We start from the raw sequence: 24,218 nt of genomic DNA on the forward strand, positions 1-24,218 counted from the left end.
AAGGAGGTAATACAGTGGATAATGATATAATGGACAAAAAAATTGTTTTTACTCCTGGATATTTTCCCTTTTTCCCTAATGATAATGAAGTATATATTAAAACTAACTATCTTTCAGAGAGTGTATTCCATTTAAAAGACAAATATAAAGAAAATTGGATAAAGAGCTTCTTTGAAAAATTAAGTGATCATTGTCTTATTAAAGATGTGGTTAAAGTTGTACCTAATAAAAATAAAAAAATCATATTGCAAATTATAATTGCAGGAATCAAAAAAGGATATTTCATGGAGGCAAAAGCAGAAACGAATACTCCGTATTGGCTAACTAATAATATGTACGGAAAAGAAAAGTTTCTTGACAACTCTATCAACAAAACAAGAATTGCGTCCATTGGATTAGGTGTACTTGGTGTTCAAGTAGCTAAAGGTCTTTTAGAATTTGATTTTGAACAGTTGAAATTAATTGATTATGGTATAATTAATCAAATGCATATAGACCACTGTTATGAATATACTAATAAAAAGATTGGAGACAGCAAAGTAAAGGCTTATAAAGAATTTCATAAAAATACAATTAACTCTAAAAATGTTAAGATTATAGAAGAAATGTGCGATTCTGAAAGTGGACTAAGTGAATATTTATCCGATTGTAATATGGTCATAATTGCAACGGATGAGTATGATTCATATCTTTATAATATTGTAAACCAATTGGCTAATCAATATAACTTTAAGTGGACCTTACTACTGATTGATCGGTGGGATTTATATATAGGCCCAACCTTTATTCCAGGTCAAACAGGTTGTTATAATTGTTTCAAGAAATCAAATAGAAATTTAGGTATTGATTACAATTATTATGGATATAACCAACACATAATAAATCCTAATAAAAAAAGTATTATCTTTAATCCCAATCAGGCATCAATAGTTTCGGGTTTATTTTTAACAGATCTCCCCAATCTGATTGGTGATATGCCAAGAAAAATTGAACCTGAAAATAGTCTAACGATTGGGAAACAATTGAAGATTAAAACTCTAAATTTTGATGCTGAAATTAACCATTTAGTTAAGAATCCGTATTGTTCATGTAATGCTAATGTTTTAGAAAAGAGGAGTTAACAATGGCTATTATTAAACTGGAAAATATACATAAAAGCTTTGGGGATAGAGAGATAATTAAAAACTTGACTCTGTCAATTCAAAAAGGGTCCATTGTTACGTTACTTGGCCCTAATGGGGCAGGAAAATCAACAACAATTGGTATCATGCTCGGTTTAATTAAACCAACATCAGGAATAGTAAGGATATTAGGAGAAGAAGCAACTGCTAGGAAAGTGAGACAAAAAATTGGAGTTATGTTTCAAGAAGTAAGCGTGATTAACTTGTTAACAGTAAAAGAAACCATAATTCTTTTTAGAAGCTATTTTGACAATCCTCTACCTGTTAACACACTATTGGAGATATCAGGATTAAAGAAAGAAGAGAATGTAATTTCTACTAAATTATCTGGAGGGCAAAAGAGGAGACTGAATTTTGCTTTAGCAATGTGTGGAGACCCTGACCTTTTATTTCTAGATGAACCTACTGTAGGTATGGATATCTCTTCTCGCCAGCTTTTTTGGAATTCTTTAAGAAAACTAATTAAAGAAAAAAATAAAACGGTTATACTTACAACACACTATTTAGAAGAAGCGGATTCGATATCTGATAGAATCATTTTTATTAATAATGGAAAAATTATTTCAGATGGCTCACCCGATGAATTGAAAAGGAAGGTAAGTGACCGTTATATAACTTTTAATACTAAGAGTGATATAGATGAACAGTTTTTAAAACAATTACCTTATGTTACTGGTGTAGAAATATTAGGTAATCAAGTGAAGCTGAACAGTAGAGATGTTGAGGTAACAATGAAATCATTAATGAATCAGTCTTTTGAAATAGACGGGTTAGAAATTAAAAATGTAACCTTAGAGGACTTTTATAATAAGGTAACAGAATCAGCTATCGGGAGGTAAAAATGAATACGCTTATTATACAGTGTAAAAGTGAGTTAATTCGAACAGTCCGGAATAAAAGGTTTGTAATTTTTACTATAGTATTTCCAATTTTGTTTTATTTCATTTTGATAAATCAGGTAAATGGGGATGTAATGATAGACGGAGTGCCATGGAAATTAAAGTTAATGATTAGTTGTGCAGCAATTGGGGTTATGGGAAGTGGCCTTAATACATTAAGTAACAGGCTGTCAATGGATTTTTCACAAGGTTGGATAAAATTAATTAAGGTATCTCCCTTATCCCCAACTATTTATATGATTTCAAATGTTGTATCACAGTTATTTTTAAACTTTCTTATTGTGTTTATTGTATTTGGGGTTGCTTGTGTTTATCAAGGAATGGGTATTTCTTTTGTTCAATTGATTATCGTTGGTTTATGGATATGGATTACTTCTATTGTGTCTATTCTTGCAGGTATTGTTATTGGGAGTTTAGTGCCTAGTGATTCAGCTCAAGTAGTTGGTACAGGAATATTTATGGTTTTACTATTCTTGGGTGGACTTTTTCAGCCCCCTAATTTATCAATAGAATTTATAAAAATAATATCTAAGGCTTTACCCATGTATTACATTGTAGATATACCAGGAGATATTTTATTTCATCATAAGCCTGAGGTTTATGGTTTCTTAATTATTATTGTTTATACTGTTGTGCTGTTTGTATTATCAATATTTGCAATAGTAAAGAAACAGGTAGGTCGTTCATAGAATATTTTACAAGGTTTCAAAATTTGACTATATAGATGACGGATACAGGTCAAAAAAAAGAAATAGCTGAAGTCAAAATCACTTTTGAAACTATTTTGGGCATATTTAATTTCTTATGAACTCTTTTACCTCAGAGATAACTCCTTGTTTAAATTAAGAGACCTAAGCATGTCCATATAATTTAAGGGGTAGTACACTCAGACTTTAGCTATGAAACAAAGCGGAGGAGCCAGGGGGGGCCTTTAGGATACAGGCTAGTAGAACCTTTGAGCCGGCGTGCCCCCTGTCTTTTCTTTTCCGTTTTGATTTCTTAATGAAAATAGATTTTTTATCTCTAGTTGCTCTTCCATATATGTATTTTTCAACTATTGACTGTTCAACGTCTTATACCACTTGGTTTTTGTCAACTGTATTTCATCTTATGCTAAACATTCAGCTCATGTATAATCTCTTTTACAAATACATCTACCAAATGCTATTTATTTACTTTTCTATCGGCTCGCCCAGATCTCGGTCTTGTAGATATGGTATAGCGATCATGTTTCCGAGCAGCTAGGGACGCTGACTTATTAAAATATAGCTTTACATATGGAGATTGCTAGGATGAAAGGCAAGTTCCTCTCATTTAAAAATAGGCCTCCTTATTTTGTTGCCAAACTGTTTTCTCTATGTTTAACTACTTTTACTATTTTATGTATGCATCTCTTCCAACTGCTCCACCTCACCCCGAATCCCAATCCCAGGCTCCCACGAATCAATCAAACGCATCGCCTTCTGATTCGATTCCATCGCTTTCTTATTTTCTCCTTTACGATACAAGAGCTGTGCCATTCCGTAATAATAGTAGATGAGTTCAACTTGATTGGCGTTATGTTTGTCATAGAGCATTTGTTCAAAGGCTTTTTCCGCTTTTTCGAGCTGATCACACTTGACGTAAGCCATGCCGAGGTTGAAATAGGCTTCTATCGTTTTTTCGCCGCCGTATGCGGCGCTGGTTGTGTTTGCCGCTTCGTATAATGTGATGGCTTCTTCGTAGTGAGAGCGGGCGAAACTCAGGTCGCCGCGGACCAGAAGAACCCTGTGCCGGATAATGGGCGAGACGGGCTGATCTTTGATGCCGTCCAGCATTGCTGCCGCTTTGTCCGGTTCTCCGATTTTTAACAGCAGCCTCGATTGCAGGGCGGTTCCCCATACTTTCAAGTCGTCGTGATCCGGTGCGCCTGATTGTTCGAGTATCTTCAGGCCGGCTTCTATTTGCCTGAGAGCTCCGTCTGAATCGTTGACTTCCATCAGCGCCCAGCCTGCCGTGTCGATCCGAAAGTAAGCTTCCCGCGTGTGTTCGCCTGATTGACGGGCGGCATCGGCGGCTTTTAATCCGTATTCGATTCGCAGGGGCAGGTTGATTCTGCTTAGAAAATGGCTGATGCGGATGATGAGTTTGATCAGGATGTCATGTTGTCCGGTTTCGACCGACCATTCGATGACCTTTAGGATGTTCGGCCATTCCTTTTTCATTTGCTCTAAATTCCGTCCCAGCAAGTAGCTCCAATAGACAGAATTGGGCTGTTCCCGCTTTATATGGGTTTCCGCATAATCAATATAATAATGCGCCCAGCGGCTGCGGGCTTCTTTTGCTAATTCGTGATTTTCGGATAAGTGCTGTTCTCCGTAAGCGACAACGGTTTGATGGGCTGCATATTGAATACTTCCTGCGCTTCGTTCCGGCTGTATTAAAGCATATGACCGCATTTGCTCAATCGCGTAATGAAACCGCCGGACGTCTAATCCGGCCGCTTGAGCCAAGCTTTTCTCATCAGGGGGCTTAGCGAAAAAGCAAAGCGTCTGCCATAGTTTTCGTGTGTCTTCATGACATCTGTCCCATGTGCGGCCAAAGAGAACCTCAAACAATTCCAATAATGAGTAGCCTGCTTGTTTAAGTTCTTGAATGAGCTGCGGAGCGGGGATGTCGTCGTCTGACATGTATGCAATGCTCAGTGCCATGGCCTTCGGGTTGCCGGCGGCTGCCGAGATGAATTCATTCTTAAGGTCAGGCGATAGCTGCAGCAGCTGCTCCAGCTTTTCCCGTTTATGCGGGAGGTTGCATGTTTGCAGACAGCGGTGCACTTCTTGATGATAAAAATCAAGGGCATCCGTTTGTTCAAGGCCGCTCAGCTGGATGGCCGCCAGTTCCCCGAGGCCGTCCCGGTATGTCTGTTTTACGTTTTCCCGTGCCGTAAGGAGGACTTTTACGCCTTGCGGAAGGCCGATAATAAATTCGTGAATGTCACGTTCCGCTGTATCGATGCTGTCAACGATCAGCAATACCGGTTTTTCATTTGAATGAGCGGCTAATGCATTGCGGACGACGAACCGTTTTTCGTTGATTGATTTATCGATTTGTTCTGCGCGTCCGAGCTGATAGGCGATCGTGTTTAAAAAATCGCTGAAGCTCAATCCTTTCCAGTCCGCGCTGATCCAGATGATGCTGTTGAATGCCGGCCAATCTGGTGAACCGCCGGCACAAAGGTAGGCTGCTTCAAGAGCGATTGTTGTTTTTCCCATGCCGGCCCAGCCTGTGATTAAACAGACCGGTGACGGAGACAGCATCCATTGTCGAATCGCCTCTATATCAAAGTCGCGGCCGATAAAGTTTCCCGTCCGGCGTGACGGTAAGTTATGCGTGACGGAGTTTCTTGTAAGCGCATTCGTTTCGTGGCTTGGTCTGTCATGAAACAGCCGCTTTACTGCTTTTTCAACATCGTCATCACTCGGCGCTCCGAATGATCCGTCTTTCCGGAGTATTTTTGCTTTTTTTAGACAAGACGCCGTCCAAACGGGCAATGCGGGTTTGATGACGGGAATGGTGGTGGTTTCCAGAAGGCCGGTCAGCCATTCAGGATCCATATCAGTCTTTTCTATAATGATCCAGACCATGCCGAACAACTTTCCGTCGTCAATTCGTCCGGGAATGTAGTTTGCGCCCATCTGTCCGATCCAGCTTTTGATCGTGTTAGAGGAAACGCCTATTCGGAGTGCGATTTGATCTATATAAGACTGTCCGGATTTTACGTTCTTTGTCCTTTTAATTTTGAAATCAGGATGATGTTTCAGCGATTTGACGGCAGGTGCCAGCAGTTCTGCAAATTGTGCCCGGTTTTCAAGTTCAGCCATTAGCCTGCACCTCCTATTAGTACTATTTTATCAATTCAGTGTTTTTTGTATATGAAAAAATAAAAAGTACAGTGCGGCTGTCCTTTTATACAGCAGGAAAGGCTGTTGTACGTATGGAAAAGCAGATAAAATAGGGGCAGTAATAGAGAAAACAAAAATGTATGCACTTACATTTCAAAGCAGAGAAAGGATTTTGCCAAATGACTCACACAGTGCCTCAAAATATGAAAGCGGCGGTTATGCACAACACGAGAGAAATCAAAATCGAAACATTGCCCGTGCCTGACATCAATCATGATGAAGTGTTAATTAAGGTGATGGCTGTCGGAATTTGCGGATCTGATCTGCATTACTATACAAATGGCAGAATAGGCAATTATGTAGTGGAAAAACCATTTATCCTCGGTCATGAATGCGCGGGAGAAATAGCCGCCGTCGGATCGTCTGTCGATCAATTCAAGGTGGGAGACCGGGTCGCTGTCGAACCCGGTGTCACGTGCGGACGCTGTGAGGCGTGCAAGGAAGGGCGTTATAATCTTTGTCCGGATGTACAGTTTTTGGCGACACCGCCGGTTGACGGCGCGTTTGTCCAATATATTAAAATGCGTCAGGACTTTGTTTTTTCAATTCCGGATTCACTATCCTATGAAGATGCGGCTTTGATTGAACCGTTTTCTGTCGGCATTCATGCGGCCGCGAGAACGAAGCTCCAGCCCGGTTCTACGGTTGCGATCATGGGAATGGGCCCTGTGGGGCTGATGGCCGTTGCGGCCGCGAAAGCATACGGGGCAGGCACAATCATTGTGACCGACTTGGAGCCGCTGCGGTTAGATGCCGCGAAAAAAATGGGCGCGACGCATGTCATCAATGTCCGGGAACAGGATGCCGGTGAAGAAATCAAAACGATCACGAATGGCAGAGGCGTTGATGCTGCCTGGGAAACAGCGGGGAATCCGGCGGCATTGCAATCCGCACTGGCTTCCGTGCGCCGGGGCGGAAAACTGGCGATTGTCGGTTTGCCTTCTCAGAACGAGATCCCGCTCAATGTGCCGTTTATTGCAGATAACGAGATTGATATATACGGAATCTTCCGTTATGCGAATACGTATCCGAAGGGAATTGAATTTCTCGCTTCCGGCATTGTGGACACGAAGCATCTTGTAACGGACAAATATCCGCTGGAGCAGACGCAAGAGGCGATGGAACGGGCCTTTCAATACAAAAATGAATGCTTAAAAGTGATGGTGTATCCAAATCGCTGAGTGAACGGGGAGGATCTTTGCATTCTCCCTCTTGCTTATCAAAAATGAAAACGGATTCTTGGGGTGGGAAATAATGATTGAAACAGAAAAAGCAGCGGCAGTAAAGACGAAATATCGCGGCCTGTCCTGGATGGAACGGATCGGCTACGGATTCGGCGATATGTCGTACAATATTATCTTTCAGTTTGTAAACGCATACTTATTATTCTACTATACAGACGTCGGCGGCATTAAGCCTGCGGTCATCGCAGCTTTGTTTCTTATCGTAAGGGTGCTGGACGCTGTTTTTGACCCGATTATGGGCGTGATTTTAGACAAGACGAATACAAGATGGGGAAAGGCAAGGCCGTATCTTTTGTGGGTGGCGTTTCCTTTTGCGCTATTTACGTTCTTATGCTTCACGACCCCTCATTTCGGCGAGACGGGGAATATGGTTTATGCGTACATCACTTATATTCTGCTTGGGATGTCCTTCAGCATGCAGACGATTCCGGTCAACAGCTTAACGGGGCGGATGACGAATTCCGTGGAGGAACGGACGGTTCTGACGACGACCCGGATGATTTTGGTTTATATCGGAATTCTGTTATCGATTTCCTGTGCGACACCGCTTGCGGACGCCATCGGCGGGAAAGATCAGGCGTTTGGATTTCAGATGACGGCGCTCATCTATGCGGCGGTGAGCATCGCATTGAATTTGTTCAGTTTCTTTACTGTGCGGGAACGGATTCAGCCTGAAAAAAGAAAAAAACAAGGAATGAAAAAAACGTTGTCCGTTTTATTCCGAAACAAGCCTTTGCTCATTTTGGTTTCTGCATTTTTGGCGTTTGCGATTGGATTTAACATTAAGCTCAGCACTATGGTGTACTATTTTACGTATAACGTCAGCCATAAGGAATTTGTGTTTTTAGGAACTGTATTATTTTTCGGAGCGGCGCTGATCAGCAATCTGTTTATTCCTTTCTTTTCTGAGAAGCGGGGCCGGAAGCAGGTTATGATCATCACGGCGGCGCTATCGCTGATTTCTTATGCGGGCCTTCAGTTTACATCGTATTCTTCGCTGCCGCTTATTTTCTTTTGGCTTTTCGTTTCGGGATTTTTTACGACGCCTTTAAATACGCTTGCTTGGGGAATGGTTGCCGATTGTGTCGATTATGCGGAATGGAAAACCGGAGTCCGGGCTGATGGCGTGGTGATTTCGAGCATGAGTTTCATCAATAAGCTCGGAGTTGCGTTAGCCGGGTCATTTTCGGCCGTTTATCTCGGAATCGCCGGATATGCCGCGAATACCGATCAGACGGCCTCGTCATTGAATGCGATTAAAAATATGAATGCGCTCATTCCGGGATTGTTCATTCTGCTGTCTATTATTCTTATTTCTTTTTATCCTTTAACTGAAAAAAAATATCAGCAGATGATGTCTGATCTGGAGCAAAGGGCTGCCAGATAAGTATACGTAAAATTTAAAATATTCTATGTAAACGGTTGTATTTATGACAGAAAGCACTATACTGAAACTATAATCGAGAATTGATAAATGAGTGTGATAATGTGGGAAGCCAATCTGTTATTTGTATTGGAGAATTGTTAATTGATTTCTTTTGTACCGATGTGGATGTTGATTTGACGGAAGGGCGTAATTTCTTAAAAAGTGCCGGCGGCGCACCGGCGAATGTGTCGGCAGCCATTGCTAAGCTGGGCGGAGACGCGGCTTTCAGCGGAAAAACAGGCAAAGATCCGTTCGGGTATTTTCTGAAGCAGACATTGGACGCCGTACACGTCGATACCTCTATGCTCGTCATGGATGAGAAAGCGCCTACAACGCTTGCGTTTGTTTCATTAAAACAAAATGGGGAGCGCGACTTTGTGTTTAACAGAGGAGCGGACGCTTTGTTCACGCTGGATGATATTGATCTGGAAAAGGTAAACGATGCCAAAATCCTTCATTTCGGGTCAGCGACGGCATTGTTATCTGATCCGTTTTGCTCAGCCTATTTACGGCTGATGTCGATTGCGAAAGACAATGGACAGTTTATTTCCTTCGATCCTAACTACCGTGAGGATTTATGGAAAGGAAGAGTTTCAGAGTTTATAAACACCGCAAAAAAAGCCGTTGCCGTAAGTGATTTTGTGAAAGTCAGTGACGAAGAGCTTGAGATCATCAGCGGTGCGAAGGATCATAAAGAAGGTGTTGCGGTTCTTCATGAGCTCGGGGCCGGCATTGTTGCGGTGACACTCGGGAAAAGCGGTACCCTTCTTTCAAATGGGAAGGATATTGACATCATTCCGAGCATTCCGGTGACATCAATAGACTCAACGGGAGCGGGAGATGCGTTTGTCGGCGCGGCGCTGTATCAGCTGGCGCGCACGGATGAGATTCAGACGGCAGCCGAAGATTTTGCGAAGCTGCGTGATATTGTCTCATTTGCCAATAAGGTGGGGGCGCTCGTGTGCACTAAAATCGGTGCGATTGATGCTTTGCCGAGCTTAAAAGAGGTTGGAGTGACTCTGTAAAATATCGAGGATGCTTCTTGAAAGTCATCGGACTTCGGGAAGCATCCTCTTTATTTAGGTCTGAAACCCTTTTCGATATACGGTATACTTTAGAAAGGCATCCAGTAAATTGAACCGATGTGAAGTACATACAATCACGTTTTTATCAGTTCTGAGTAAAACCAAGTTTCTGCTGCTGCCGTCATGTACAGTGTGACGGCCTATGATATTGAACCGCGGAGGAATGTTTTTCATGAAACATGTTTTTCTTATTGTGCAATGCGCGTTTTCTGTTTTTTGTTTTTTATGTCTCGCCGCTGTCAATTGGTATCAGGGGAGTGAGCTTGTTTCTGATTCGTTTGATTGGAATGATACGGCGAAATTTTCAAAGCTTTTGAATGGGACGGATACGATTACAAGTCCGGAACAGATTTCGCAGCTTGATTTCTTTGTGTATGCTGCGAAACATTATCCGTTAGTGAGCGGGTTGATGATCGGGCTGTTTGTTTATTTTTTGTTCTCACTGTATCTGGTCATAAAGAATTACCGCCGGCACAAATGGGCTGAATGAGACTATTTTCATATAAAAATACATAAATTAAAGAGAAAATGAAACTTTTTTTGAAAAAAACAGTATAGATAACTGTGAACTTGTTACTATTTAATTTTGGGAGGAAAATGAAAAATGAGTATTTTAGGAAGATTTAAAGACATCATGTCAAGCAATATCAATGCGCTGCTGGATAAAGCTGAAAACCCTGAAAAAATGGTTGATCAATATTTGCGGAATCTGAACAGTGATTTAGGAAAAGTGAAAGCGGAGACGGCTTCTGTCATGGCTGAGGAACAGCGGGCGAAAAGAGCGTTAACAGAATGCCAGGCTGATGCCGAAAAGATGGAAAGTTATGCGATGAAAGCGTTGCAGGCCGGCAATGAAGCCGATGCGCGGACATTTTTGGAAAGGAAAGCGGCTGTTGAATCAAGACTGACTGAGCTGCAGACGGCTTATCAGCTCGCTTCTTCCAACGCCTCTCAAATGCGCAAAATGCATGACAAGCTTGTCGCTGATATCGGAGAGCTTGAGTCGCGAAGAAATGCCATCAAAGCGAAGTGGTCTGTGGCAAAAACGCAGGAGAGAATGAACAAATTGGGGTCCTCTGTGTCAAATGCGGGCCAATCGATGACAGCTTTCGGCAGAATGGAAGACAAGGTCAACCAAGCGCTTGATCACGCCAATGCGATGGCTGAGCTGAACGCGTCTCCGAAAGACGATATTGACGAGCTGGCGGCTAAATATGACAGCAATCAAAGCAGTGTCGATGATGAATTGGCGGCGCTCAAGCAGAAAATGCTTTTCAGTAAAGATCAATAGACAGCGGGCTGCAGCTTTGTCCGATATAAAGAGAAAGTGAGAGAAACAGAATGATCATTTCTTATAAATGCCCGAACTGCGGCGATGATATGGTCTTTGACAGTTCATCCGGCATGCTGACATGTCACAGCTGCGGGCGGCAGGATCAGATTGAGAGCCTGCCAAAAGAGTATATAACGACGAGATTTTCCGAAAATGAGGCGAACGAGTACCGCTGTGAGAATTGCGGCGCGGTATTAATGACTGAGGCGGAAACGACGGCCACGACGTGCGGGTTTTGCGGAGGAGCCGCCGTTCTCGCCGACCGATTATCGGGAAATCTCGCGCCTTCGATGGTGATCCCTTTTACGATCAGTAAAGAAGAGGCCATGAGCGCTTTTAAAAAGTGGTGCCGAAACGGCCGTCTGACACCGAAAGGATTTATGTCTGCCGACCGGGTGAAGAGCATAACCGGCATGTACGTGCCGTTTTGGATGTTTGATTTAAACAGCAAGGTTCAGGTCAATGCCGTTTGTACGAGAGTGCATCACTATGATGATGGAGAATACCGGGTGACGGAGACCGAGTATTACAACGCGTACCGCGATATCAATCTTGATTATCTCAAAATTCCGGTCGACGCTTCAGAAAAAATGAATGATGAATTAATGGACAAATTGGAACCTTACTCATACAGTGAGCTGAAGGAGTTTAATACGGCCTATTTAGCGGGATATATAGCGGAAAAGTACAATTATACCGATGACGATCTCTTTCCGCGGGCGAAGGATAAAATCAGCCATTATATTGATTCTTATATCAGATCCACCTTCTCCGGATATACGACGGCTGACATTACGGATGAGCAGATTCAGACCGATAAAATCAGCAGCTTTTACGTACTGCTTCCGGTCTGGATGGTCAGCTACGACTATGAGCGGGCTGAACACATTTTTGCGATGAACGGGCAGACGGGCAAGGTTGTCGGCAAACCGCCGATCAGTGCCGGAAAAGTGGCCGCGTGGTTCGGCGGCATAACCGCCGGTGCGTTTGTAGCATTAAGACTCGTCTCACTTATGATAGGAGGCGGTTTTTGATGAAAGTATCGATAAAAAAAGCGTGTCTCTTCTGCTTCGTCCTTTTTCTGATGCTGTCTTTTTCTTTACATACATCGGCGTCTGCCGCGGAACAGAAGCAATATGTTTACGACAATGCTCATTTATTAACGAAGGATGAAACGAAGAAACTTGAGGAATTGGCCGGGAAGCTGGGGGCAAAGCGCCATACCGATTTTATCATTCTTACCGCAAACGGAACGGGCGGTAAGGACATCGAGCAGTACGCCGGTGATTTTTATGACAGTCATTTTAGCGGAAGTACGGCGATATTGACCATTGATATGAAAAATCGGGAAGTATTTATCTCCGGATATAAAAAGGCGGAGACGTATTTGAATAACAGCCGGCTGAATACGATCAGGAATACGATCTCGTCAGATATTTCCGCAGGCCATTATGAAAAGGCGTTTCAGACCTACATCAAGATGGCTTATAAAGATATGGGGAAAAGCCCGGACGACAAGTCTGACAATCTGCTGCTCACATGGTGGTTTCAGCTCATTATTGCCGCAGCCGCGGCCGGAATCGCCGTCACCGTGATGGTGTACAATTCCGGCGGCAAGGTCACCGTCACCGGCAGCACGTATATGGATCACGATACGTCTGAAGTGCTGAGCCAGCACGACACATATATCCGAACCGACGTTACAAGAGAAAAAAAGCCTGATAAAGATAATGACAGTGACGGCGGAGTCACGAGGGGCGGCACGAGTTACAGCGGAAGCAAGGGAAGTTTTTAAATTATATGTAAAGGATTTGAGCATACATGGGTTTTTTCAGAAATCAGTTAGCAAATGTGGTGGAGTGGGAAGAATTCAGAGACGACATGGTTTTCTATAAATGGAACAACCGTGAAATTAAAAAAGGCAGCCGTCTGATCATCCGGCCGGGACAGGATGCCATCTTTTTATACAACGGGAAGATTGAAGGGATTTTCCGTGATGACGGCGATTATGATATCGAATCAGAAATCATTCCGTTTCTATCGACACTAAAAGGGTTTAAGTTTGGTTTTAACAGCGGCATGCGGGCTGAAGTGCTGTTTGTGAATACGAAGGAGTTCACCGTGAAGTGGGGCACAAAAAACGCCATCAACATTCCGGCGGCAGGTATGCCGGGCGGTATGCCGATCCGCGCAAACGGCACATTTAACTTCAAGGTCATTGACTACATCGGATTGATTGATAAGATTGCGGGTGTCAAAGACAGCTATTTAGTGGAGGACATTAAAATCCGGATTACGTCTATTCTCGATCAGCTTTTGATGAAATGGATCACCAGAGAAGGAAAAGACATGTTCAATCTGCAGTCGAATTCCTTTGAAATCGGAAAAGGGATTCAAGAAGATCTTGATATGCAGCTGATCGGAGACGGCATGTCGATTACGGGCTTCAATATTATGAGCTTTAACTATCCGCAGGAAGTTCAGGATATGATTACGAAAAACGCTTCTTACGGCATGGTGGGCGATGTGAACCGCTATCAGCAGATTTCCATGACGGACGGAATGTCATCCGGCAAAATGAACGGAAGCGGCGCCGCCTCAGACATGGCGGGCATGATGATGGGAATGAATGTGGCAAATCAAATGATGAACCAAATGAACCAAAATCAGCAGAACCAGCCGCAGCAAGATCAAAGTCAGCAGAATCAGGGGACGGCACCGGCGAACGGCTCGGAAGGAGCGGCTAAGCCGAAATTCTGTCCGAACTGCGGAACGAAAACGGAAGGCGCGAATTTTTGCCCGAATTGCGGACAGAAGCTTGCCTGACGATATACGAAAAAGAGGCCTTTTTGGGGCCTCTTTTTTTGTCATGATTTCATTGTTTGAACGATGAGGGATGTCAGCGCTTTAGAGCCCTCAGGTATGAGATGGACGCCGTCCGGTGTGAAGTATTCAGGGTGCTGCAATGCTTTTGCGTGCCAATCGACAAGCGTCACATTTTTCCGTGACTCGGCCTGCCGGCGCAATGACTCGTTTACTTTGCTTTCCCACTGCCGCGGCACACGTGTGTTGACAAGATAGATATCGGCTTTTGAAAAGGAGCTGATCAGTGATTCAATTTGGCTGTTTGTGAAATAGCCGTTCGTCCCTAACTCGATGATGACCGCTTTGTTCGGCTGATTAAATGACGCATATTCCGAAGTGAGCCGGAGTGCTTGAGAGACTTGTCTTCCTACCTTTCCGTCGATGGTGACATGAGGGAGGGACTGCCGCAGGTATGACGCAATGTCCAGCATCACCGAGTCACCGATGGCCAGCACGTCTTGCTGAGGCTGTGTTTGTTTTGAATCAGCCGTTTTTTGAGATGACCGTTCCTTTTTCTCTTCGTTTTTCTTTGTATTTGATTTGTCTGTTGGTTCTTTCTTGTTTTTGTCTGACGCGGTGTCCGTTTTTTCGCCGCCGTGTTTTTTCTTGCTGTCTTCTTCTTTTGCAGGCTGATCGTGATCGGCCGTTTTGTGCGAAGAGGCGGCGGTTTCTTGCTGATCATTTTGCGCGTACGTCCATTGCGGCTGTTTTTTCTCTTCGGCTATCCCTGACAGCCCGCCCGCAAATACGAGAATGGCGGCAAGAATGAGGCCGAGCGACATTCTGCTGATGACAGAGGACGTCTTCCATTCCAGAAAGCGGTTCAGAAACACGCGGCGTAAAAATGGCCGGAAGCCCGCAGTGCGGATCGGCTGTTCAATGAAATGGTAAGATAGCTCGGCAAGAATGAAAGTGGCGCCGATTCTGACGGCGCAGTGCCAATAAACCGGATTTCCGATTTCCTGTACGGGTGTGCTCAGCACGATAACCGGGTAATGCCAAAGATAGATTCCGTATGATCTCGTTCCGATCCAGCGAAGCGGCTTCCATGAAAGAACATGTCCCAAAAAGCTGCTCGGATGGCATAAACATGCGACAAGAACCGCTGCGGTGATGCTGATCAAAAGCATGCCGCCCTTGTACAGGAAGGGTTCATATTCATCCGTGTAAAAGACGCAAAGCAGCAGCGCGGCAAAAGCGGCAAGCTCCGTCCCGTGAAGCAGGTGTTTCATGCTGCTCGGCAGCCGTTTGGAAGATAATCGTTTCATCGGCCACACTAAAGCTAAAGCGCAGCCGATCAGCAATTCAAATGAGCGGGTATCCGTTCCGTAATAAACGCGGCTCGGATCTCCGCCGGGCACATACATCATACTCATTACGACTGCCGAACATAACGCGAGGAACATGACCGCGGCCGCAAGCCGGGCCCGTGTTTTACATATGTACATTCCCGCAAGCAGCAGGAAGGGCCATATGATATAAAACTGTTCTTCAATCGCCAGCGACCAAAGGTTTTTTAATGGCGAAGGGGAGCCGAAGCTGTCGAAATAAGAAAGTTTATGAAAGATAAACCACCAATTGCTTATGTAAAAAAGTGAGGAGACCGCATCTCCGCGTACGGTATGCAGGAGCTCGCTGTTAAACAATACGACCCAAATGACTGTCGTGATAATCATGAGATAAGCCGCCGGCAGAAGCCGCCTGATCCGGCGCACCCAAAAATCACGCAAATCAAGGGTGATGGCATTGCCTTGGGCAGGCAATATAATAGATGTAATTAAATACCCCGATAAAACAAAAAAGATATCAACACCGATGAAACCGCCGTCGGCCCAGTTAAAATTCAGATGATATGCGATAACTGCGAGGACGGCAAAGGCGCGAAGTCCATCCAGTCCGGGAATATAGCGGTGATGCAGTGACTTGTCTGACATGGTATTCCTCCAATAATGTGCGCGGAAATTCTCGCTGTTTTGCGGATGGCTATGGCAGATTTCTGTACAGTCTTCCATTTGTTCCGTTAATTAGACGCATTCGGAAGGGGATTTTGTTTCAGAAAAAATGAATGAAATGCTGTGATTTTCTTAAACTTTTCAGCCCCCGTCCGGCGTCTGTTATATGAAAAGGGTCCCTTGTGCATCTTGGCTGTTGCGGGACGAAAGAAAAAATCCATGATCTGCGGATATCATGGATTTTTTTCTTTCTTTATCTGATGTAGCGGTCTCCGACAAGCAGCTTGGAGATGACGGAGGTCGGTATTGTAAACTCTGTAACGCCCATATATCCGGGTGCCGCTTCATATTCGTCAAATGAAATAACAAGTTTGTGCTTATCTGTAATATAAAAATTCTGGTCGGCGCGGATGGCTTTAAAAGGCTCCGTCATATCATCATCTTCGACCCAGTATATTTTATTCGGATCTTCTTTCATCTGTTTTTTCATTTGTTCTTTAATATTTTGGCTGATGACTTTAATATAACGGTCATCTTTAAATAAGCTCTTTAACGTAAGTACGGCCTCATTCTTTTTATCAATCGTGATGTAACGGCTTTGTGTATAAGAGGAAGCTTGCGTTTTTTCGATATCACGTCGGATTGAGATCAGATCCGCTGTGTCAGTAACGGTTTCATAATCGCTGTAAATACTGAGGTGGCCTTTTTTGCTTTTTGAGGTCGCCTTCATAAATTCCTGATACAGCTTTTTGCTTTCTTTCATGTAATGCCGGTTGATGCTGTCTTCGAGTTTATGATCGGAAAGTCCGGACAGAGCGGGCGTTTTCACATCAATGCTTGATTGGTTCTTTTCTTCCTTCATCTCCGTGAATGTGATGGCTTGGACGACTTTGCCGATGACGGGGATTTTAGACATGGCTTGTGCGGCATCCGGATTGATATTGACAACGGCGGTAAATAAGACGGCCGCAGCGACTGCCGCGGATGTCGGCCACATCACGATTCGTTTTTTCTTCGGTTTTTGCCGAAGGGCTTTTTCGACAATGCTGTCCAGTTCCTTAGGAATGGGCACACTTTTATACTCTTCTCTTAATTGTTCTAATCTCTTTTCCATTAAGAAAGATCCTCCTTCGTCAGCTGAATGCGCATGAGCTTCAGCCCCCTGTAAAGGCGTGTTTTGACGGTGTTGATGTTTTCCCCCGTGATGTCCGCGATTTCTTCTAATTTCAGGTCTTCAAAGAAACGCAGAATGATAATGGTTTTATATTGATGCGGCAGGTCATCGAGCGCTTCGTGAAGGTCTGTGTCCTTGTAGTGATCTTCCTTTCCGCGGCTTAAAAACTCGATCGTTTCATCGTCCATCACTTTCAGTTTTTTCTGTTTGCGGAGAAAATCAATGGCCGTGCGCACTAAAATTTTATAAAACCAGCTTTTGATCACATCGGGGTTTTTGACGGATTCGACCGATGTCAGCGCTTTTTGAATTGATTCCTGAACAATATCTAACGCGTCATCCTTGTTCTTTACGTAACTGTACGCAAGCCGGTAAAAGTCTTCCTTGCGCTCAGTTATGCACGTCACAAGCGACGCTTTGGCTGTTTCGTTCTTCATTGCTTCAAAGGGCTCCTTTTTTAAAAATACGTATCATAGGCTGCTGCCTAAGGATAGACGGGACAGGGTAAAAAATAGTTTGCGCAGAGGGGATCATTTTTAAAAGGAAAAGGAAGGAAAGACGATGAGATGAAAAAAAGAGCCGGAACGGCTCTTTTTCGGATGTGTCTGATATTCAGCTGAACGGTTTAGTTCGGTTTGACTAAGATTTTCACTTGGTTTTTCTCTTTGATTAAAGCGCCGAAGCCTTCTTCAATCAGATCGTCGAGCACGATTTTTTTCGTGACGAGCTTATCTGCTGAGAAGTAGCCCTCTTTCATCAGTGCAAGAACGGAAGGGAAGATGTCACGGTATCCGATAATGCCTTTTACGGTCCGTTCTTTGATGACGATATCGTTCGGATGAATTTCCGCTCCTTTTTCCCAGATGCTGACGATAACCGTTTCACCGGCAATGTTTGTTGACTGGATCGCCTGGCGGAGAACGACAGGAACGCCTGTTACTTCATAAGAAACATCAACGCCGCCGTTTGTGCGTTTAGCGATTTCTTCAACGACATCGTCCGTTTTTGACGGATCAATGATGATAGCGCCGAGTTCTTTCGCTTTTTCCTGACGTTCCGGTGAAAGTTCAACCGCGTAAATATCTGTGGCGCCGGCCGCTTTCAGGGCTTCAATCACAAGCAGCCCGATCGGTCCGCAGCCAAAAACTGCCGCCTTGTCGCCCGCTTTTAATTTGCTTTGGCGGACGGCATAAAGCGCTACCGCTGACGGCTCAACAAGCGCACCCTGTTCGTAAGAAAGCTCTTCAGGAAGCTTAAACAGCAATTCTTCGTCAACGGATACATATTCAGAAAATCCGCCGCCGCCTCCGGCTAAGCCTAAGAATCCCATTTGTTCATCAAGGTTATAGGCTCCCTGATGTCCGTGTGTGGCAAAAATCGGTTCCACGACGACACGGTCGCCGACGCTGTAATTTTTGACGCCTTCGCCCACTTCAACGACTTCTCCTGAGAATTCGTGACCCATCGTGACGGGCGCCATTTCGTTTGTTAACGGATGAGGTTTGCCGACCGGAATAAAGATCGGGCCTCCCAAATATTCATGAAGGTCGCTTCCGCAAATCCCGCACCATTTGACTTTAATTTTGACTTTACCCGGTTCTGCTTTAGGTTCATCAATGTTTTCGATTCGAATGTCTTTTTGATTGTGCCATCTTGCCGCTTTCATTGATTATCACTCCTAGTCTGATTGAAACGAGTATAGGTACATGATCAATATGAACCACGGTTAAAAGGAATAAAGTGCCTGCTTCCTAAAGCCTGATTTCTCAAAATATATCATATTATGCAACTATCAATAGGCCTTATAAAAAGTCCATATTGAATGCAGAAATACTCTATGAATATTATAACGCTAATGAATTAAATTTTGTAGTATAATTTACCATGGAATTATATAGAACAGGAAATTGTGCCGTCGTTATGTGCATGTCTCATCACGTTGTAATGAACATGTAAAGTGATTGAAATATTATAATCGTCTTCTTGGTGTATAATTTTGCCTAGAATAAAGAATCAGGAGGACGAAAGCTTGAAGAAGTTATTCTTAGCCTTATTGATTTTAGCAGGAAGCACGCTGGGAGCGATCAGTTACTCTTCTGATGCAAGTGCTAAAAAAGTGAACGGAAATATTACATGGTATAATGGAGTCGGTAAAAAAGGATCTTCCGGTAAAAAACTGGGACACTGGGATTGCGCGACAAAATTAGGATTTGACGTTCCGAGAAACGGAACGAAAATCAGAGCTTATGCGAAAGCAAAACCGAAAAAGGTTATCACCGTATACAAAAATGATGTAGGCCGTCTGCCGAATGCCGTATTGGATGTCAGCCCGAAAGCGTTCAAAGCGCTCGGATATCCGTTAAGCAAAGGAAGAGTATCCGGACACTACAGCTATTAAAATAGACCATCTTAAAAAGCAAGGACACTGATTCTTGCTTTTTCTGATTGACGGAGAGATTGATAATGAAGAAGAAACGATGGATCTGGATGTTGCTGGCCGCCGTTTTGGCGGCGGCGGTCATCGCGGCCGTTTTACTGATTAAAGGAAAAAGCGACGGCGGCGGAAAAGCCGTTGTCTCCGGCGGTCATGACAAGCTGCTTGTTTCCATTACAGACAAAGATCTGATGACGAAATATTACGAGGACGGCCGCGTGCTGTACGAGGAAAAGCTTTCGGCATATCCGGCGTTTGCGCTGGATGATGCCCATCAGGTGCTCTATTTTGTCGGGAATAATGACCAAAATGAGATGCGTCTGTATAAGCTTGATCTGAAGACGAAAAAGAAGACGGTGCTTTATAAAGGAACGGCAAGCGCTGACAGTTTGTTTTTATCAAAGGATCTGACGCACATTTATTTCCGTCTCGGAAAAGCGGATGAAGATATTTTCCGTCTCGCATCTTTTGATTTGAAAACGAAACGTTATGAAAATCTGTATCCCGCCGCCGATGAGAAAGACGACAGTGTAAGCAGCTTCTTTTATAACCGCAGCCAAAACGATTTTGCGCTTCTGCATTATTCCGTAAAAGAGGATTATCAAAAAACGGATGAAGCAAATGAGAAGGGGATTGACCCTGAACCGACGAATATCCGGTTTGCGGCAGGAGCGGGCGAACACCTTCAGGATCTGACAAACCTTGAACAGTTTATCAGCGACGTGGCGGTGTCACCGGACGGAAAGAACCTTGTCTTTACATCTTATACACAAAAAGGGACGGAACAAAAAGCGTCCATCCGTCTGATGAATGTCAAAACGAAAAAAGATGAAACGATTATCTCAAACGGGAAGGACTTCGCTCCGCTGATTGATGCCCAGCCTCAGTTTTCTAAAGACGGCAGCATCATTTATTTCATGGCGGAAGCAAAAGGCGCTAAGCGTCTGAAGGATGAAACAGGGCGGAATGCGAAGGTCCGGACCATTTATGCTTATCATTTGGATACGAAAAAATGCGAAAAAGTCTGGGAAAATGACAACGGCATTATCAACAATTTTTCCGTCATCCAATCATGAAAAAAACACTCAGCGCCGGGACTGACCCCTGTTTTTGAGACAGGGATCAAAACACCTTCATACAGCCAATTGCCGATATTGTATCGGCGATTGGCTGTTTAGTTTCGTTTGAATACGAATATTGTTATAATAATGAATGTATTCTATGGCAGTGCGTTCTACGATGGTCGTCGTAGTTCGATCAATGCTGTTAAGATAGAACGTTTCAGACTTTAGTGAGGAATGAAACGATTCGATGGAGGCATTATCAGCGGGCGTCCCTTTGCGGGACATGCTCATGGTAATGCCTTTTGTTTTAACAGCTTTCTGATACTCATAAGATGTATAAACAGAACCTTGGTCACTATGTAACACGCAGTTCTCTGGCAGTGCGGGCAGCTGATCAAGTGTGTGTAAGACAAAGTCTGTGTCCTGTCTATCGCCAATTGTAAAAGCAATCACTTCTCCATTGTATAAATCCAATATACTGGAAAGATACAATTGTTTCTGCCCATAAGGCAAATATGTGATATCCGTTACTAGCTTTTCCAGAGGGCGTTCAGACTGAAAGTTTCGATCCAATATATTCTCGGCCACGGCATATGGCTGCCCATCTTTCTTGCGCTTTTTCACCTTAACCCGGCATTGCCACTGATTCTTCTGCATAATGCGCTGAACCGTTTTATGATTCACACGCATTCCCTTTTTTAATATGGCTGTGATTTTCCGATAGCCATATCGAAACTTGTGTTCTCGGCACAACGTGCCGATTTGTTTTTCTAAATGGTATTTAGGGTTATCTTTCATCAGATTCTTCTTCCAACGATAATAAGATGCTCGTGAGATACCTAAATGAATACAGATATCCTGTATGGTCATTGTGCCGCGCAATGCTTCTACAAGCTCGACTGGCGTTTCGCTATCAGCTTCCTTTCCAATTCGTTGCACTTTTTTAAAACTTCATTCTGTTGTCTCAGATAACGATTTTCTGCCTGCAGTTTCTCTAATTCGGAAGAATACTCCGGGCCTTTTCCGTAAGTGTATTGCTTTCCGACAGGCTGTTCGAATCGATGTGTATCCCCAGTCTTATGCCATCTAACCCATGTCTGAACCTGTGTCTTATTCTTAATATTCAATTCCTGCATGATCTCTTTCATAGGCACGCCTGCCAATCTCATTTCTACAGCCTTCTGTTTCACTTCAACCGGATAACTCACTCTTGTCCCCATAGAAAAAACACCTCCAAGTCTAATTTCGGCTAACAATCATCCGTTTTCAAACTTGAAGGTGTTTTTTGTTTGTCTCATCTTATGGGGTCAGTCCCCGCCTGCTGGGTGTTTTTTAATGAACAAAGCTGGCTGCGGCTGAGGCGAGCCATTTGAAAAAACGGAGAATCGGAACGGCAAAATGGAGCGTTTCGATGAATGACTGTGCGGCAAGGTTCATTTTCCGCCGTTTTGCCATTTCCTTCAGATCTTTCTGCTGCCGATCGTTTTTCATGTTCATTGCTCCTTTGCATCATAAAAGGACATGATAACGCAAAGGCCTCTCATGAGACATGGAGGCCTTCTCTATGTTGAGACTCGTAAAAGGGAGGTCTAACTTGATGCCGTTTGATTATTGTTTTGGAGATTTACCAACGAACGGACGCCGTCGATCATTTTACTGCCGCAAAGGGGGCAAGTCGGGGTATCACTGCCGGCAAAATTCTTTCTGCTCCAGCCAATACAGTCCTCTTTTGTGCATTCCCACGTACTGACATCTTCTTTAGGCAGCGGTTCCTGATTACGTTTGTTGTAGTAAGACATAAAGTCACTTCTTCCCTTATGAATTTTCGTGCACTCCTTCATTGTCTCATACTTTTCCCTAATCTCCTAATTCCTTTTTCTATCCAGATTTCCAATGAGGGTGCACCGTCTTCCTGTTATTACAGTATATGCAAATAAGTGTCTTCTTATTTTTTCTTTTTGGATAAATAAAAAAGCCCCTCTCAGAAAAGGGGGGATGTTTGTTTACTGCTTATCCGTGACGTCCATCGGTCTCATCATGTCGTAATCTTCGTGCTCTAAAATATGACAGTGCCATACGTAGCGTCCGCTGTAAGGAGCGAAAGTCGCCGCGATTCTGATGACCTCTCCCGAGTGCGCCTGCACGGTATCTTTCCAGCCTTTCTCACTTGGAGGAGGCGGGACGGCGGGGCCTGTATACACAATGTCGCCGAATTTGTTATAACGCTCTAAGTCAAAAGGACGCCGGTCAAGGATTTGGAAGGAAACAAGGTGCAGGTGTATCGGATGGGTGCCCCCCATCGGATTGATAATCGACCAGATTTCCGTTGTGCCGAGCTTCGGCGCTTCTGTCACAGGATCATGCCATCGCTTGTTATTCAGCGTCAAAACGGGCCGGCCGTATTTGTCTTGCGTATTTGTGAGTTTAAGCGTCCTGATATTGTGTATTCTCTTTGATGTCACATTAGGCATTGTTGAAAGATATTTAGGCTTACGGCTTGTGTCTTCTCCCTTCAGCGGTTTTGTGACGCGGAATTGCATCACATTGGCGTCTGTATCCGGATCGGCGTCGCCCCCGCAGCCGGTGCCGTTCGTTAAAATGATATGTTCTCCGTCAAAGGCGGAGAAATCGATGAGCACATCATACCGCTCTGCCGGGGCTAAGCTGATAGATTGTGTTTTGACAGAGCGGGGAAGCAGTCCGCCGTCAGAACCGATTTGGATAAACTTCCCGCCGTTATTGAGCGAGAGAGAAAATGTTCTTGTATTGGAGGCATTAAGGATGCGGAAACGATATGTCCGCGGTTCAACTTCCATATACGGCCACGCTTTACCATTGACGAGAATGGTATTTCCGCAAAAAAACGGGACGATGGAAGGGTCGGGCAGCGTTTCGGAAGGGTTAGCAGGTCCGCTCGGATAAGACAAGGAACCGTCGTCATTTAACGTGCGGTCCAAAATCATAAGCGGTACGTCATACTCTCCGGAGGGAAGCTTCAGCTGCTTTTCTTTTCGCTCGCGAATGATATACATCCCGGCAAGCCCGGCGTACACATTGAGCCTCGTAATCGCCATGGCGTGATCGTGATACCATAACAGAGCCCCGCGCTGTTTGTTTGGATAATGGTATACCTCTTTCTCAAAATAAGGACCCGTTTCCTTAAAATCCTTTGTGAACCAGGCTTCCGGGTAGCCGTCGCTGTCCGGCGGCGTTGCTCCTCCGTGTAAATGGACGACGGTTTTGACATCGGGTTCCTGATGGCCGCTTTCTGAATGGTGAATGGTATGATCCACAGGCAGAAAATGCTTATCCGGCAGGTCATTCATCCATTTAATATAGACGTTCTCATCTTGGTTCACGTCGATCGTCGGGCCGGGAAATAAACCGTTATACCCCCACAGCCGGGTCGGCGGGAGATCGCGGTGCAGCTTGTGAAAGCATTCCTTCATGGTGACTTCATAATACGTGTTGCCGTCTGATTTCTTCTGCGGCTGGAGTGTTTCAATAATCGGCAGTTCATCTGCAAATTTTTCTAGTGCCATTTTTCATCCTGTCCTTATCATTTATTGAAATCCTGTACTACAGTTAATGCTGCCTGGAACAGGTTGGTTAAAAAAACA

At 44.1% G+C, this 24,218-nt stretch carries 22 protein-coding genes; 13 read left to right on the top strand and 9 right to left on the bottom strand.

Annotation, left to right across the window (positions count from 1 at the left end; all coding sequences use genetic code 11):
• Positions 1-14 precede the first annotated feature (14 nt).
• The 3 genes from GNE05_RS03570 to GNE05_RS03580 are packed head-to-tail and all read left to right on the top strand — an operon-like array spanning position 15 to position 2,769.
• On the top strand, positions 15-1,121 hold the full coding sequence (locus GNE05_RS03570; RefSeq protein WP_160182443.1) for a ThiF family adenylyltransferase: 1,107 nt from the start codon (positions 15-17) through the stop codon (positions 1,119-1,121).
• A gap of 2 nt (positions 1,122-1,123) precedes the next feature.
• Positions 1,124-2,020 carry an ABC transporter ATP-binding protein gene (locus GNE05_RS03575; RefSeq protein WP_044053015.1) on the top strand — a complete coding sequence of 299 codons (897 nt, stop codon included), beginning with the start codon at positions 1,124-1,126 and terminating at the stop codon, positions 2,018-2,020.
• 2 nt (positions 2,021-2,022) lie between these two features.
• Positions 2,023-2,769 (top strand): ABC transporter permease, encoded by a 747-nt coding sequence (locus GNE05_RS03580; RefSeq protein ID WP_044053014.1) that lies wholly within the window; start codon positions 2,023-2,025, stop codon positions 2,767-2,769.
• A gap of 690 nt (positions 2,770-3,459) precedes the next feature.
• Here GNE05_RS03580 and GNE05_RS03585 read toward each other — a convergent pair.
• On the bottom strand, positions 3,460-5,940 hold the full coding sequence (locus GNE05_RS03585) for an NB-ARC domain-containing protein (RefSeq protein ID WP_160182444.1): 2,481 nt from the start codon (positions 5,938-5,940) through the stop codon (positions 3,460-3,462).
• A gap of 200 nt (positions 5,941-6,140) precedes the next feature.
• On the opposite strand from GNE05_RS03585, the gene gutB reads away from it, so the two are divergent.
• From gutB to GNE05_RS03625, 8 genes are all read left to right on the top strand, one after another.
• The gene (gutB, locus tag GNE05_RS03590) at positions 6,141-7,202 is read left to right on the top strand and encodes a sorbitol dehydrogenase (RefSeq protein WP_032867615.1); all 1,062 of its coding nucleotides are present in this window, start codon (positions 6,141-6,143) and stop codon (positions 7,200-7,202) included.
• A gap of 73 nt (positions 7,203-7,275) precedes the next feature.
• Positions 7,276-8,652 (top strand): MFS transporter, encoded by a 1,377-nt coding sequence (locus tag GNE05_RS03595; RefSeq protein WP_020953921.1) that lies wholly within the window; start codon positions 7,276-7,278, stop codon positions 8,650-8,652.
• 101 nt (positions 8,653-8,753) lie between these two features.
• Positions 8,754-9,716: a carbohydrate kinase family protein gene (locus GNE05_RS03600; RefSeq protein WP_032867613.1), complete on the top strand. Its 963-nt coding sequence runs from the start codon at positions 8,754-8,756 to the stop codon at positions 9,714-9,716.
• 232 nt (positions 9,717-9,948) lie between these two features.
• Positions 9,949-10,266 carry a YjdJ family protein gene (locus tag GNE05_RS03605; RefSeq protein WP_032867611.1) on the top strand — a complete coding sequence of 106 codons (318 nt, stop codon included), beginning with the start codon at positions 9,949-9,951 and terminating at the stop codon, positions 10,264-10,266.
• A gap of 114 nt (positions 10,267-10,380) precedes the next feature.
• Positions 10,381-11,067, top strand: coding sequence for a PspA/IM30 family protein (locus tag GNE05_RS03610; protein WP_160182445.1), 687 nt, complete (start codon positions 10,381-10,383; stop codon positions 11,065-11,067).
• 50 nt (positions 11,068-11,117) lie between these two features.
• Complete coding sequence (locus tag GNE05_RS03615) at positions 11,118-12,143, top strand: TFIIB-type zinc ribbon-containing protein (RefSeq protein WP_017419002.1); 1,026 nt, start codon at positions 11,118-11,120, stop codon at positions 12,141-12,143.
• Positions 12,143-12,904: a TPM domain-containing protein gene (locus tag GNE05_RS03620; RefSeq protein ID WP_160182446.1), complete on the top strand. Its 762-nt coding sequence runs from the start codon at positions 12,143-12,145 to the stop codon at positions 12,902-12,904. Before GNE05_RS03615 ends, GNE05_RS03620 begins: the two co-directional genes overlap by 1 nt.
• Positions 12,905-12,930: 26 nt before the next feature.
• Positions 12,931-13,935 (top strand): SPFH domain-containing protein, encoded by a 1,005-nt coding sequence (locus GNE05_RS03625; protein WP_029973761.1) that lies wholly within the window; start codon positions 12,931-12,933, stop codon positions 13,933-13,935.
• 41 nt (positions 13,936-13,976) lie between these two features.
• On the opposite strand, the gene GNE05_RS03630 is transcribed toward GNE05_RS03625, so the two are convergent.
• The 4 genes from GNE05_RS03630 to GNE05_RS03645 all read right to left on the bottom strand — a co-directional run bounded on the left by GNE05_RS03630 (position 13,977) and on the right by GNE05_RS03645 (position 18,766).
• Positions 13,977-15,908 carry an acyltransferase family protein gene (locus tag GNE05_RS03630; RefSeq protein ID WP_022552693.1) on the bottom strand — a complete coding sequence of 644 codons (1,932 nt, stop codon included), beginning with the start codon at positions 15,906-15,908 and terminating at the stop codon, positions 13,977-13,979.
• A gap of 271 nt (positions 15,909-16,179) precedes the next feature.
• Positions 16,180-17,040, bottom strand: coding sequence for an anti-sigma-V factor RsiV (rsiV, locus tag GNE05_RS03635; protein WP_014417080.1), 861 nt, complete (start codon positions 17,038-17,040; stop codon positions 16,180-16,182).
• Complete coding sequence (locus tag GNE05_RS03640) at positions 17,040-17,537, bottom strand: RNA polymerase sigma factor SigV (protein ID WP_003155802.1); 498 nt, start codon at positions 17,535-17,537, stop codon at positions 17,040-17,042. Before GNE05_RS03640 ends, rsiV begins: the two co-directional genes overlap by 1 nt.
• Positions 17,538-17,725: 188 nt before the next feature.
• Positions 17,726-18,766, bottom strand: coding sequence for a 2,3-butanediol dehydrogenase (locus GNE05_RS03645; protein WP_007408876.1), 1,041 nt, complete (start codon positions 18,764-18,766; stop codon positions 17,726-17,728).
• A 363-nt stretch (positions 18,767-19,129) separates the two neighbouring features.
• Here GNE05_RS03645 and GNE05_RS03650 point away from each other — a divergent pair, with 363 nt between their 5' ends.
• Together GNE05_RS03650 and GNE05_RS03655 are read left to right on the top strand one after the other, a co-directional pair.
• Positions 19,130-19,498 carry an RlpA-like double-psi beta-barrel domain-containing protein gene (locus GNE05_RS03650; RefSeq protein ID WP_007408877.1) on the top strand — a complete coding sequence of 123 codons (369 nt, stop codon included), beginning with the start codon at positions 19,130-19,132 and terminating at the stop codon, positions 19,496-19,498.
• Between the two features lie 65 nt (positions 19,499-19,563).
• The gene (locus GNE05_RS03655; RefSeq protein WP_160182447.1) at positions 19,564-20,610 is read left to right on the top strand and encodes a TolB family protein; all 1,047 of its coding nucleotides are present in this window, start codon (positions 19,564-19,566) and stop codon (positions 20,608-20,610) included.
• 57 nt (positions 20,611-20,667) lie between these two features.
• Here the strand turns inward: GNE05_RS03655 and GNE05_RS03660 are convergent.
• The 4 genes from GNE05_RS03660 to cotA form a co-directional block, all read right to left on the bottom strand.
• Positions 20,668-21,818, bottom strand: a protein-coding gene (locus GNE05_RS03660; protein ID WP_099721935.1) for an IS3 family transposase whose coding sequence is annotated in 2 segments (ribosomal slippage) — positions 20,668-21,545 and positions 21,545-21,818 — 1,152 coding nt in all. Because the reading frame shifts where the segments join, the coding sequence is not laid out codon by codon here.
• 112 nt (positions 21,819-21,930) lie between these two features.
• Positions 21,931-22,089 carry a hypothetical protein gene (locus tag GNE05_RS20940; RefSeq protein ID WP_003155794.1) on the bottom strand — a complete coding sequence of 53 codons (159 nt, stop codon included), beginning with the start codon at positions 22,087-22,089 and terminating at the stop codon, positions 21,931-21,933.
• 98 nt (positions 22,090-22,187) lie between these two features.
• Positions 22,188-22,397: a cold-shock protein gene (locus GNE05_RS03665; protein ID WP_007408879.1), complete on the bottom strand. Its 210-nt coding sequence runs from the start codon at positions 22,395-22,397 to the stop codon at positions 22,188-22,190.
• Between the two features lie 204 nt (positions 22,398-22,601).
• Positions 22,602-24,140, bottom strand: a complete 1,539-nt coding sequence (gene cotA, locus GNE05_RS03670; RefSeq protein ID WP_160182448.1) for an outer spore coat copper-dependent laccase CotA — start codon at positions 24,138-24,140, stop codon at positions 22,602-22,604.
• Between the last annotated feature and the right edge of the window lie 78 nt (positions 24,141-24,218).

This window comes from Bacillus sp. AM1(2019), assembly GCF_009906915.1.
Taxonomy (GTDB): domain Bacteria; phylum Bacillota; class Bacilli; order Bacillales; family Bacillaceae; genus Bacillus; species Bacillus velezensis.